Source organism: Mesorhizobium sp. M0048 (genome assembly GCF_040323405.1).
In the GTDB taxonomy this organism is placed as follows: Bacteria; Pseudomonadota; Alphaproteobacteria; order Rhizobiales; family Rhizobiaceae; genus Mesorhizobium.
This window is the reverse complement of the sequence record NZ_JAMYUV010000022.1, coordinates 40,278-53,145: the sequence shown is the minus strand read 5'-3', so window position 1 is coordinate 53,145 and position 12,868 is coordinate 40,278. Positions and strand designations below refer to the sequence as shown.

Genomic DNA, 12,868 nt, shown 5'->3' with positions numbered 1-12,868 from the left:
CTCGGCCCACGGGCGCCCCTGCGTTGGGCGAAGATGTCGCCTAGAAATAGCCGAGGATGGATTTTACCTCGAGATACTCCAACATGCCCTCGATCCCATATTCACGTCCGTTTCCGGACCGCTTGAAACCGCCAAACGGGGCGTGCGGATCCCAGGCCGGGTAGTTGAGATGTACCTGGCCGGAGCGGATCCGCGAGGCCACGTCCCTGACGGCGTCCACATCCTGGCCCTGCACATGAGCCCCCAGACCGTAGACCGTGTCGTTGGCGATGGTGACGGCTTCCTCGATTGTGTCGTAAGGGATGATGCAGAGAACTGGCCCGAAGACCTCGTCCTGGGCAATGCGCATGGTCGTGCGCACGTCGGAAAAGATGGTCGGCCTCACATAGAACCCGACGTTCAGATCGTGCGCACGGCCCGGTCCACCGGTGAGGAGCCTGGCGCCCTCAGAAATGCCGACGCCGATCATGGTTTGGATGCGGTCGAATTGGGCACGGTTTGCGATTGCACCATGAGTAGTGGCTTCGCAAAGAGGATCGCCAATGACAATCTGGGCTGCGGCCCTTTTGGCGATTGCCTCGATCTCGGAGAGCCGCGGGCGTGGCACGATCATGCGCGTCGGGGCGCTGCATGACTGGCCGAGATTGCGGAAGGCGGCGGATACGCCCAGAGAAACGGCGCGATCGAGATCTGCGTCCGGCAGGATCACGTTGGGCGACTTGCCGCCCAGCTCCTGCGCGACGCGCTTGACAGTCGTCGCTGCCGCCTGGGCCACCGCAATGCCCGCGCGGGTGGACCCGGTAATGGAGATCATGTCGACATCCGGATGGGAGGCGAGACCCATACCCACGCCTGGACCATCACCTTGCACGAGGTTGAAAACCCCGGCAGGGAAGCCGGCTTCCTCGATTGCCTCGGCGAATAGCAGGGCGTCCAAGGGAGAAAGCTCACTCGGCTTCAGCACGATCGTGCAGCCTGCAGCGAGCGCCGGCGAAACCTTGGCGGTGATCTGGTAAAGTGGCCAGTTCCACGGAGTGATCAGGGCGCAGACACCGATCGGTTCGTGGGTGACGGCGGTTTGCCCCCGTTGCTTGACGAAGCAAAAGTCTGTCAGCACATCGCGAGCGACCTTAACATGCGTGATCGCCAGCGGCACCTGGGCGCTGCGCGCATAGCCGATCGCCGCGCCCATTTCGAGGCTCAGGCATTGAGCCAGCAGTTCGCCGCGCGCCTCGAGCAGCGCTTGCAGGCGACCGAGCAGACCCGCGCGGTCTTCTGGCGTGGTCCGACTCCAGGTGGCGAATGCCCGGCGGGCCGCTGCAACGGCCGCGTCAACGTCCTTGCCATTTCCAAGCGGAAACTGGCTCACAACCTCTTCTGTGGCGGGATTGACGACGACGCCCGTCGCGGTGCCGCTCGGCTCAACCCATTGACCGTCGATGAAGAACTTCTCCAGGTGGCCGTTGCGGGCCAGGTGTTCGAGAGGCGTCATCACCCTACAAGGTCCTTCATGCGGTAATAGGCGCCAACAATCGGCAGGAACCAGGGGCGCCCGAAATAACCGGGGATCGCTGGCCAGTCGAAATCCTTCCAGGGATTGAGCTCGGGGCGCCCGTCCATGACGTCGGCCATGATGGTGCCCATCAACGTCGACATCTGGGTCCCGTGTCCGCTATAGCCCATCGAGTAATAGATGCCATCGCGCTCTCCGGCGCGCGGCAGACGATCGCGGGTCATATCGACCATGCCGCCCCAGCAGTAGTCGATGCGGGTGCCGGCCAGTTCCGGAAAGACCTCGACCATCGCCGCCTTGAGTATCCGGCCGCTTTTTTCGTCGGATTGAGGGTTGGACACGGCAAAGCGCGCCCTCCCGCCGAACAGAAGGCGATTGTCCGGCGTGAGCCGCCAGTAGACAACGAGATTGCGCGTGTCGACGACATTGCGACGGGTCGGCATGAGGCGCTCGAGTTGCGAAGGCGACAGCGGCTCGGTCACGATCAGAAATGCGCCGACCGGGATCATGCGCCGGCGGATCCAGCCGAGCGGGCCAACCTGGGAAATGCCGCTTGCCAACAGGACCTGCCGCGCGACGATCTTGCCCTTTGGCGTCGTTACCTCATGCCCGCCTGAAACCTTTCGCATCGCAGTGACGGGCGAGCGTTCATGGACCTCTGCGCCACGCCGGGCAGCGGCGGTCGCGAGGCCCCGGACGAACCGGCCGACATGCATGGCCGCGCTCTTGGGAAAGAGCAGCCCGCCATGGTAGCGGTTGGTGCTGACTTCGGTTCGCAGGTCCTCGCGCGCGATCATCCTGGTGTCGGGATCGACATTGGCAGCCAGTAGTTCCTGGCTGCGCGCCAGCATGTCGTAGTGCTCGGGCTTGGCGGCAAGCTTGAGCTTACCGACGCGGGAGAAGCTGCAGTCGATCTTCTCTTCCTGCACCAACCGCTCGACCATATCGACGCCGGCGTCGAAAGCCTTATAGAGCGCATTTGCGGCAGGCTTGCCGTGCTTGCCAGCCATGATTGCATAGTTCTGGGCAAAGCCGTTGTTGCACATGCCGCCATTGCGGCCGGACGCGGCATTGCCGATCGTTTCGGCCTCCAACAGGGCAACCCGGGCGCCCTTTTTGGCAAGGGCCAGCGCGGCGGAGGAGCCGGTCAAGCCGCCGCCCACAATGGCCACGTCGTAGTGGCCTTCGAGCGGTTTGGACGACCCTTCATTGAACGGCTGAGACGTATCCAGCCAGTAAGAGGTAAACTTCATTTTCTTGACCACCGGTGTTGATTTGAGTGGGGCGACATCCGAGCCTAGTCGCGCGCCTACCAGCCGCGCATCCGCTCCCAACGTGCTTCAATCTTGGGGCTGGCCCCGTTGACGACGCTGTAGAAATCATGCTGGGCGGCCGTCGCACACGCATGGTTGGGCAGAATCCGGACCCGAGTCCCGAGCGGCAGCTCGGGCATGGACTTTCCAGAACCGGCACGAATGGCGAGGATACCGTGTTCCTGGCTGGCCTGGGCCACGATCACATCTTCAAGCACCCGCCCCTTTTCGTCGCAGACCACGCCGTAACCCTGGTCGATCTGCTGGTTTGCGGTTCCCCGGTCGCGCGAAAGCGCCATCCATCCAGCGTCGACCAGCACCCATCCCTTTTCCGGCTTGGACCCGATCACCGTGGCCAATACGGAAATCGCGATGTCGTCGAGTTCGCACACCCCAACGCCGTGCTGGACCAGGTCGAAGAACATGTAGACCCCGGCGCGCAGCTCCGTGACCCCCTCAAGATTGCTGGCGAAATGCGCTGTCGGCGTCGAGCCGACGCTGACGATCGGGCAGGCATGGCCATGGGCGCGCAGGATTTCAGCGGCGCGCACCGTGGCTGAACGCTCGTTCTCGCCTGCCTTGACCAGCGCATCGGGCGTGTTCAAGCCATAGGATTCGCCTGCATGGGCGAGAACGCCGACGAGTTTGGCACTGGCCGCGACGACACTGCCGGCCACGTCGAGCAACTTCGGGTCGTCCGGCCTCAAGCCACCGCGATGGTCATCGCAGTCCAGTTCGATGAAAACAGATGGGGTCATACCGGTGGCTTCGCGGACGCTGGCTAGGGCATCGGCCTGCTCGACCGAATCGAGCAACAGCTTCACACCAGCGCCGGTGCGGCGACAAAGCTCCATGGCCCGCTTGGCCGAGGCCGGCGAGATGCCGACCGCATAGGTCATGTCTCGAAAGCCATGGCCCGCGAAATACTCCGCCTCGGCGATGGTCGAGACCGTGATCGGTCCGGGTTCGCGGTGAAGCGGGTATCGGGCGACATCGATGCTCTTGGCCGTCTTCATATGCGGGCGCAGCACCACGCCAAGCTTCCTGGCGCGCTCAGCCAAGCGCTGAATGTTGCGTCCGAGCCGCCCACGGTCGAGAAGCAGCGCCGGCGTGACCAAGGCGTCGATCGTCCTAGCCGTCTCGCTCACTGCCAGGTTTGCGGCCACCTTGTTCATAATCTCGTTTCCTAAGTGAACGACTGGTTTGCCAACGCATACATATGGGCTGGCCCCTCGGCGACGGGTCGTTGTCCTTTGACCATGGCGGTCGCAGTGCCGGACCGCTGCAGGCCAAGGCTCGCAAGCCAGTCGCCCAATCCATCCTCGGCATAGACGTCGATGCGAACGAATTGATTGTGAAGCTTCGAAAGCTGGGCCAGGATCAGAAGCCGCGCGTCGTGGTCGCTCTCGGCTGCACAAGGGCCGACGACATAGCCGCGGCCAAACCTCCTCGCGACAGCGTAGCCTGCAATCCGTCCCCTACGCTCGATGACCAATGCGTTGCCCACATCGGCGAGCGCAGCCACCATCGCCAGCCGGGGCATGCCTGTGGCCCGTTCGTCGAAGGCCTGGATCGCCGCTAGGTCAGAGGCTGTCGCTTGACGGACGTCGTCGCGGGTACTCCGCGTCACGGTGACAGCCAGCGAGCCCTGGTGCTGAAGCACCGTGCCCCAGGCAGTGAAGCCGCGTCGCTTGTAGAGCGCCAGCCCCTCTTCGGTTGAGTTGAGCAGCAGGTTGCGACCGAGTGTCGCCTCAAGCAATCCATCAAAGAGCCGGGCGCCGTTGCCACCGCCTTGCGCGGAGCCAGTAACTATGATCATCCCGACCGAGGCATAGGACTGTCCGTAATTCCAGGACATGGCCGTGCCAATCACCTGTCCTGCCCGCTCAAGGACCAGGCCATTGCCGACCATCAGGGCAAATTCCCAATCCTCCTGACGGTAGGGCCAGGCCATCTCCTGCGACAGCTTCAGTGCGCCCGGCAAATGGCGGGTTTCCAATTCCATCAGCTCGATCGGGGCGCTGACGATATCTCTGTCATGCTCAAAGGCCATAAGGTGCAACGCTGTCAGTTGATCCAGAGTCGGATTGACGTCGGATCTTAGGGTCGCGCCCGGCGGACAGATTTCGCTGCTGTTTTGCCCCTTCAAATCAGCGGTATTATTCGTTTTATGCAGTTCCTCGGCATGCCAAATCGCGCAAATCGGGCGAGGAATACCTGGCACCTTGAATCGCAGCTTCGTGGTTGCCCGATCGGCGATGCCCAGGAGGAATTTTGGATGATCTACATCAGCGAAGAGGAGTCAGCCGCCCTCGTCACACATGAACTTGCTTTCGAGGCGGCGCGCGAGGCTCTCGTGGCGGCAGCATCGCGGCAGAGCTGGGTCTTTCCGGCTGTTCTCGGGCGCACACAGGAGGTGACCAATACCTTCTCAATCAAATCCGGTTCGTCGGGCGAGCTGACCGGCGTGAAAATTGGCTCCTTCTGGTCGGGCAACCCGGCACGTGGCCTTCCCCGCCACAACTCGAGCATCGTGCTGCTCGATCAGCATACAGGTCGGCTCGGTGCCGTAGTCGAGGCCGGGAAGGTCAACGCCTACAGGACGGCCGCCGCCGACGCGGTTGCGGCCGATCTTCTTGCGCGCAAGCAAGCCAAGGTGCTGGCGATCTTCGGGGCCGGCAACCAGGCGAGCTTCGAAGTGATGGCGCTGGCACGCATCCGCCCAATCGAAACAGTGCTGGTCGTGGCCCGGCCTTCGCCGCGGCGCGACGCTTTTGTCGATCAGATCGGCGAAAGGGGACTGAAGGCGCGCGCTGCCTTGCCGGAAGAAGCCGTGCGCACGGCCGACATCGTGGTGACGGCGACACCCGCACGCGAACCGCTGTTCGATGCCGCTTGGGTGGGACCCGGAACCCATATCGTCAGCATCGGGTCGGATGCTCCGGGCAAACGCGAATTGCCGAGCGAATTGTTTCGCAAGGCACGTCTGTTTTGTGATCTGCTTTCCCAGTCCGTCCAGATCGGCGAGTTCCAACACGTGCGCGACGAAATCGACGCCGGCGTGCTTGCGGTAACACCAATCGGCGACGTTGTTGAAAGGCGTGCGCTCGGACGCCACTTCGACAATGAGATCACGGTCTTCGACAGTTCCGGCATCTCCCTGCAGGACCTCTACATGGCCGACGCGCTGATCCGCGCAAAGGCGTCCCACCGCTGATCAGTTTTCGCACCGAGTCCCCAGTCCCGACAGATTTTTCGACACGGCAACAAGGTGGCCGCGCGCGATCCTGCAGTCGTATCAGCGGCGGGCGCGCCAAAGGGGTGCCCGCATGAACCACGGATCGCCCGATGTCGGCGACTAGCGTCTGGCGCGCCAGAAGGCGAGACGGTCCTGCAACCGATAGCCCTGGATAATCGCCGGCATGAACCACGGATTGCCACGATAGAGCGGGACGGCCGAAGGCGGTCGAAAGTCGAACGCAGTGCGCGACTGCTCGCCATGCCCCATCAACTTGTGGGCCGCACGCATGCCAATCCATGGCGCCCAGACCACGCCCGAACCGCAGAAGCCAGTTGCATAGACCACGCCGTCCTTCTCGAAGATGCGGGGCAGCATGTCTCGGTTCATCGCCACATTGCCGAACCAGCAATGCGAAAGGCGCACGTTCTCCAACTCCGGGAAAAGGTTCACCAGGCCCTTGCGAAGGAGAAGTTTCGGCGCCGCCGGATCGCCGAAGCGGGAACTGTCACGGCCCCCCAGCAGGATACGTTTTCCGTCGGGCGAGGGACGATAATAGAAACCGAGTTGCCGGTTCTCGGTGACCGTCATCAGCTTCGGCATCAGTTGCGCCATGACATCGGGCGCAAGTTCCTCGGTGACGATGATCCGGCTGCGGACCGGAACCAGGCGGCGGCGCAGGAAGGGAGCAGCGCCGTCGGTATAGCCGTTGGTACAGACCAGAACCTGCCGTGCGTCCACCGTCCCCGCCGAAGTCGCGACGCGGAACCCCGAACCGTTCCTCTCCATCGACTTGACCACTGTATGCGAATGGACCGTCAACCCGGATGCGAGCGCCACCCGAAGGAGCTCAGCATGGAATTTTGCGGGGTGCAGCCCGCCAATGTCCATCCGAACGGTTCCGCCGCGGTAGAAGTCGGTGCCGATATAACTTCGCTGCTCGGCATGCGGAACCGCGTAGGACTCGATCCCCAGTTTCTTCGCCAGCGTCTCGGCGCCGCGCGCCATCTTCTCATACTGTTCATATCCGAAAGCGCCCTTGAATTGGCCAACCAGTCGGAAGTCGCAGTCGAGCCCTTCGGTCTTGATGAAGTCGTAGAGGAATTCGCGTGCGACCTTTCCCTCGGCCTCGATCGCCATGGCTTTCTCTTCCCCGAAGCGCCGGGTGATCGTAGCATAGTCGGGCCGGATGCTCGCGCTCGTAATCCCGCCGTTGCGGGTGGAAGCACCCTCGCCCGGATTCATTGCGTCAAAAGCTGCGACCGAGCGTCCTTCGCGCACCAGCACAAGCCCGGCCGAAAGACCGGCATAACCGGCGCCGACGATTGCCACGTCAAGCTTCTTTGCGAGGGGCTGCCGCGGCAGCGGCATGACGGGCGCTGCTTCCCACCAGTAGGGTGTGTTCTTGTCGGCGATATGAGGCTCTTGCACGGGGCTGACTTCTCGCTGGGGTGATCTACGGTCGGTGAAACTTCAGATGTGGTCGTCTCGGACGTCGAGCGCATCACGCAGCCCGTCACCGATGAAGTTGAAACTGGTTACCGCGATCGTGATTGCAGCTCCGGGAATGATTGCCAGCCAGGGTGCGCTGCCCAGATATTGCTGGGCGCCGTTGAGCATGTTGCCCCAGCTGGGCAGTGGCGGCTGGATCCCGTAGCCGAGGAAACTGATGTAGGCTTCCATGAGAATGGCGCGCGCGACCGTCAAGGTGGAAGCAACGATAATCGGCCCCATGGCGTTGGGCAGTATCTCGCGGAACATGATGTGGGTGCCACTCAATCCCACCATTCGCCCGGCCAGGACGAACTCGCGTTCTCGTAACGAGCGGACTTCCGCTTCGACTATGCGGGCAACCTCCATCCAACTGGTGAGGGCGATAATGACGGTGATCATCACAGGACTGGGCTTCAGTGCGGCAGCCAGCGCCAGCAGCAGAAAGATCGATGGGAATGACAGGAAACCATCGACCGTGCGCATCAGCATGGCCCCGACCCAGCCGCCGCGATAGCCGGCAATTACGCCGACCAGCGTGCCGATGAGCGTCGACAAAACCATGGCAAAGAAACCCACCAGCAGCGAGATTCGTCCCGCCATCAAAAGCCTTGCCGCCACGTCGCGGCCAAGCGGATCGGTACCTAGAAAGTGGTAGTCCGTCAGCGGAGGGGCAAAGCGGGCCCGCAGATCGATGTACAGTGAGTCATAAGGCAGGAGATGGGGGCCGAGGACGCAAGCAAGGCTCAGGAAGATGATCATCGCCAACCCAAGCAGCGCCAAGCGATGCCGCATGAAACGAAGTGCCGCACGGTTGTTTCTCCATCGGCTTGGAGCTGCATTTGCGGTGAGAGCGGTCATATCGGCTGTCTCCTGTCGGGGAAGTTGCGCGCTCAAGCCAGGCGAATGCGCGGATCGACAATAGCGACGACAATGTCGGCGATCAGGTTTCCAAGCAGAACGAGGATGGCGGAGAACATCAGTAGCCCCATCACAACCGGATAGTCGCTGTAACCAAGGCTATCGAGGAACAACCGTCCCATTCCTGGCCAGGTAAAGACGGTTTCGGTCACGAGTGCGCCAGTGAGGACGCTGGGAAGCTGCATCCCGGCCAAGGTAATCATCGGCAAAAGTGCGTTGCCGACGACATGCTTCATCAGAATCCGGCGTTCACTCAAGCCTTTGGCCCGGGCCGTCTTGACGAAATCCTGGCTAATGGCGTCGAGAGTCGCCGTCCGCATGTAGCGGCTCCAGATCGCGACATGGACCAGCGACAGCACGATACTTGGCAGGATCAGATGGTGGAGATAGCCCAGGATCGAGGCATCGCCGATCTCGGACATATTGCCCGCGGGCAGCCAGCCCAGCTTCAGGGAAAAGACGTAGATGCCGACGAGTCCGAACCAGAAGGTGGGGACCGACAACGCGACCATGGCGCCGACAGTTGCAAGATAGTCGAACAGCGAGTAGCGGCGCGTGGCGCCGCGGATTCCGATCCAGGCGCCAATGGAGATTGCAATCACGGTTGAGGAACCCATCAGCAGCAGCGTGGCAAAGAGATGGCTGCCGATGACCTCCAAGACCGGCGCTCCGTCGCGGAAGGAGTGGCCCCAGTCGCCCCGCACCAGCCGCCATGCCCAGTCCAGATATTGGATCCATATAGGGCGATCGAGGCCCAGCAGCCCCTTGAGACGCTCGATATCCTGCTGGGTCATTCCGGGATCAAGCCCGAATTGGGCTAGCGGGCCGCCGGGAAGGAGATTCAGAATGCCGAAGCCGATGATCGAAACGATCACAAGCAGCACCAGGCTCTGCAAGAGGCGATTGAGCAGGAAGCCGCGCATTCGAGTCCCTCCATTGTGGGTTGATGATTTTAGTCTGTTGCCGCCGCCGCGGCGGAATCGGGCTGGGCGGCGGCAACTGCGTCTAGGCCTTCCACTTCCAGGCCGCGGCATTCCACGACGCGGTGCGGGTGTTGGCGTTGGGCTCGAAGCCGTCCAGCCCCTTCTTGCGCCCGAGGACGATTGTGTACGCGAACAGCGGCAGGAAGGGCAGATCGTGGCGCACGACTTCCTGCACACGATTATAGATCGCGCGCCGTTCTTCCGGATCGAAGCTGCGAGCACCCTTTTCGAGCAGGGCATCGACCTCAGGATTGGAATATTGCCCGGTGTTCGAACCGTGTCCGCCTTGAGCGGCGATTGCCTTCGTATGGAGCCGGTTTGTGGCGTCGGGGTCGGCGGCAATCAGATAGGTGACGCCCACCATGGCGGTGTCGAATTGCGATTTCAGCCAGAACTCGCCCCACATGACTGCAGCCGGCAAATTCGAGATGGTCATCTCGACGCCTATCTCGGCAAACGTCTGCTGCAGGAACTGCTGCGTCTGCTCGCGCAGGTTGTTGCCGGAAGTTGTCGAGTTGGAGAAGGACAGTCGCACCCCATCCTTGGCCCGGATTCCATCCGGCCCCGGCACCCACCCGGCCTCATCAAGGATTTGGCGCGCCCGGTCCAGATTGAATTCCTGAACCGGCAGGTTCGGGTCATAGTAGTAGGACTCCTTCGGCATGAAGGTCTCGGTGAGGGTACCCACCCCGTAATAGATCGTGTCGACAATCGCCTTCCTGTCCAACGCGGCGTAGAGCGCCTGGCGCACTGCCAGGTCCTTGAACTGCGGGCGGCCCAAATTGAGGTAGATCGACTCCAGGGATGCCCCTGTCTCCAGTGTCACTACGCGGTCTGGTAGTTCGCGGGCTTCAGTATAATGGTCGGCGGTGATGAACGACTGATCGACAAGGTCCACGTCGCCGCTCTTGAACTGAGTGTAGAGCACGGTCATGTCGGGGATGTATTTGAAGATGAGCTGCTCGACATAGGGACCTTCGCCGGCGTACTCAGGATTGGCGACGAGCTCGATATGATCGCCCGCAACACGCTGGCCCCATTTGAATGCTCCGGTGCCGACCGGCGCCTGGTTGAACGCGGCTGTATTCGGATCGGCTTCTTTCCCCAGAATGTGCTTGGGCACGATGAAGGTTTCGGCCAAGAACGAAAGATAGGGCGCGAAGGCCTCCTTCATCCGCCATGTGATCTCGGTGGGCGAAACCACTGTGATGTCCTGCACGAGCGAATGGCCGCTCGTGCGCCAAGCCCGAAACTTCGGGTTCGTGATGAGCTCAAGGGTGAATTTCACGTCTTCGGCCGTGAAGGGCTCACCGTCGTGCCAGCGGGCATTGTCACGCAACCGGATGCGCCAGTTGAGACCGTCCTCCGAAATGCCGCCGTTCTTCTGGCTTGGCACCTCGGCCGCGAGGTTTGGATGTAGGCCACCTTGGGGATCCATGCGGACCAGCGCGTCGAAAACCGAGAAATGGATCGCGTCATCGACTTCGATATGCGCCATCAGCGGATTGAACACGGTCGGCTCTTGGGAGAGGCCGACGACGACGCGCCCGGCCGGCCCTGCCGGAGGGGTCTTGGCGAAGGCGGGCTTGCCCAACAGATTGGGCGCGATGAGGCCTGCAGCCCCACCTATCGCCATCAGTCGCAGCGCTTCGCGCCTCGAGTAGTTGGACGTAGTCGATGAATTTTTGGTCATGGTAGTTCCTCTCTTGTTATTTCTTATGCGTTTGCTGCTACTGGACGGGCATTGCCCGGCCGCTCTCCTGGAATCGCCGCTACCAGTTGGCGCGTGTAGGCTGCTTGCGGGTTCAGGAATATTTGCGAGGGCGGTCCGCGCTCGACGATCCGGCCCTTCTGCATCACTGCGATTTCGTCGCAGATCTGGCTGGCGACGCGCAGGTCGTGCGTGATGAAGACCATCGACACGCCCGTCTCGCGCTGGATCTGGTCCAGAAGCTGCAGGATCTGTGCCTGGATCGACACGTCGAGTGCGGAGACCGCCTCGTCGGCAATCAACAGCTTCGGCTTGAACATCAGCGCACGAGCGATGCCGATGCGCTGGCGTTGCCCACCCGAGAACTCGTGCGGGTAGCGGCCAAAAGCGCCGGCATCGAGACCGACATGGGCCAGAAGCGCACGCGCTTCATCGCGCGCTTGGACATAAGGCATCCCGTGCGCCAGCGGGCCTACCGTCATGATGTGACCGACCGTCGAGCGTGGGTTCAGAGAAGCGAAGGGATCCTGGAAGATCATCTGGATCCGCGGTCGAAGCGGGCGGAACTTCGCTTCGGAAAGCTTGGCTATGTCACAGCCTTGAAACAAGATCTCGCCGCCGTCATTGTCCAGCAGCTTGATCAGCAGCCGGCCCAGCGACGATTTCCCCGAACCGCTCTCGCCTACGACCCCAAGCGTGCGGCCGGGCGCCAGTTCGAACGAAACCTCGTTGACCGCTGTCACAGTCCGTTGCGCGCCGAACAGCGCGCTGCCACCGCGATAGGTCTTCACCAGACCCTCAACCTTCAGGATCGGCTCCTTGCTGGCAGCGTCCGGACGGGGGCGATCTTCGCCGGTCAAATGCGGTACGGCTGCGATCAGGCGCTGGGTATAAGGGTGCTTGGGCGACTTCAACACCTGCTCGGCGCTGCCTTGTTCGACGACATGGCCCTTTTCCATCACCACGACGCTGTCGGCGATCTCGGCCACCACGCCGAAATCGTGGGTGATGAACATCACGCTCATGCCCTTGCGCCGCTGAATGTCACGGATCAGTTGCAGGATCTGAGCCTGGGTGGTGACGTCGAGCGCGGTGGTCGGCTCATCGGCAATCAGCACCGTCGGCTCAAGCGCCAAGGCCATGGCGATCATGACGCGCTGCCGCTGCCCGCCCGAAAGCCGGAACGGGTACTGGTAATACATGAGTTCGGGATCTGGCAGGCCTACTTCAGTGAGCAGTTCGATTGCGCGGTTGCGACAGGTTTGTGGCGTGCCGAAGCCGTGCGCTGCCATGACCTCGTCAATCTGCGCGCCCACCGTCATCAGGGGATTGAGCGCCGAGAGCGGGTCCTGAAAGATCATCGACACGACCCGTCCACGCAGGTTGCGCAGCTTGTCTGGCGACATGCCGACGATGTTCATCCCTTCCAGCTGGATGACACCCGATGAGAGCCGGATCACCTTCGGCAGAAGCCCCATGATCGCGTTCGCCGTCACCGACTTACCCGATCCGGACTCGCCTATGATGCAAAGGATCTGGCCGCGTTTCAGATCGAAGGAAATATCCTTGACAGCATGGGTCCGTTCCATGCCTTGCGGCAAATTCACTGTGAGGTCGCGCACCGAAAGCGCCACATCGTGGGGGGCTACAGCCTGGATGCTTGCGATCATCGAGATCACCTCCCCTTTCAACCGAGCG

At 62.0% G+C, this 12,868-nt stretch carries 10 protein-coding genes; 1 reads left to right on the top strand and 9 read right to left on the bottom strand.

All coding sequences use genetic code 11. The annotated features are described in order from the left end of the window. Positions 1 to 40: 40 nt before the first annotated feature. The 4 genes from NKJ84_RS18990 to NKJ84_RS18975 are packed head-to-tail and all read right to left on the bottom strand — an operon-like array spanning position 41 to position 5,050. Complete coding sequence (locus NKJ84_RS18990; protein WP_352507732.1) at positions 41 to 1,495, bottom strand: aldehyde dehydrogenase family protein; 1,455 nt, start codon at positions 1,493 to 1,495, stop codon at positions 41 to 43. Then, positions 1,492 to 2,766, bottom strand: a complete 1,275-nt coding sequence (locus tag NKJ84_RS18985; protein WP_352507731.1) for an NAD(P)/FAD-dependent oxidoreductase — start codon at positions 2,764 to 2,766, stop codon at positions 1,492 to 1,494. Before NKJ84_RS18985 ends, NKJ84_RS18990 begins: the two co-directional genes overlap by 4 nt. A gap of 56 nt (positions 2,767 to 2,822) precedes the next feature. Further along, positions 2,823 to 4,001, bottom strand: coding sequence for an alanine racemase (locus NKJ84_RS18980; protein WP_352507730.1), 1,179 nt, complete (start codon positions 3,999 to 4,001; stop codon positions 2,823 to 2,825). A gap of 11 nt (positions 4,002 to 4,012) precedes the next feature. Further along, positions 4,013 to 5,050 carry a GNAT family N-acetyltransferase gene (locus NKJ84_RS18975; RefSeq protein WP_352507729.1) on the bottom strand — a complete coding sequence of 346 codons (1,038 nt, stop codon included), beginning with the start codon at positions 5,048 to 5,050 and terminating at the stop codon, positions 4,013 to 4,015. A gap of 54 nt (positions 5,051 to 5,104) precedes the next feature. On the opposite strand from NKJ84_RS18975, the gene NKJ84_RS18970 reads away from it, so the two are divergent. Beyond that, on the top strand, positions 5,105 to 6,043 hold the full coding sequence (locus NKJ84_RS18970) for an ornithine cyclodeaminase family protein (protein WP_352507728.1): 939 nt from the start codon (positions 5,105 to 5,107) through the stop codon (positions 6,041 to 6,043). A 141-nt stretch (positions 6,044 to 6,184) separates the two neighbouring features. Here NKJ84_RS18970 and NKJ84_RS18965 read toward each other — a convergent pair whose 3' ends face one another. The 5 genes from NKJ84_RS18965 to NKJ84_RS18945 all read right to left on the bottom strand — a co-directional run bounded on the left by NKJ84_RS18965 (position 6,185) and on the right by NKJ84_RS18945 (position 12,840). Next, positions 6,185 to 7,435 carry an NAD(P)/FAD-dependent oxidoreductase gene (locus NKJ84_RS18965; protein ID WP_502899792.1) on the bottom strand — a complete coding sequence of 417 codons (1,251 nt, stop codon included), beginning with the start codon at positions 7,433 to 7,435 and terminating at the stop codon, positions 6,185 to 6,187. A 102-nt stretch (positions 7,436 to 7,537) separates the two neighbouring features. Beyond that, positions 7,538 to 8,416: an ABC transporter permease gene (locus NKJ84_RS18960; RefSeq protein ID WP_352507767.1), complete on the bottom strand. Its 879-nt coding sequence runs from the start codon at positions 8,414 to 8,416 to the stop codon at positions 7,538 to 7,540. 32 nt (positions 8,417 to 8,448) lie between these two features. After that, on the bottom strand, positions 8,449 to 9,399 hold the full coding sequence (locus tag NKJ84_RS18955) for an ABC transporter permease (RefSeq protein WP_352507726.1): 951 nt from the start codon (positions 9,397 to 9,399) through the stop codon (positions 8,449 to 8,451). An 82-nt stretch (positions 9,400 to 9,481) separates the two neighbouring features. Beyond that, on the bottom strand, positions 9,482 to 11,152 hold the full coding sequence (locus NKJ84_RS18950) for a peptide ABC transporter substrate-binding protein (protein ID WP_352507725.1): 1,671 nt from the start codon (positions 11,150 to 11,152) through the stop codon (positions 9,482 to 9,484). Between the two features lie 23 nt (positions 11,153 to 11,175). Beyond that, entirely contained in the window at positions 11,176 to 12,840 is a 1,665-nt protein-coding gene (locus tag NKJ84_RS18945) for an ABC transporter ATP-binding protein (protein ID WP_352507724.1), read from the bottom strand. Positions 12,841 to 12,868: the final 28 nt, after the last annotated feature.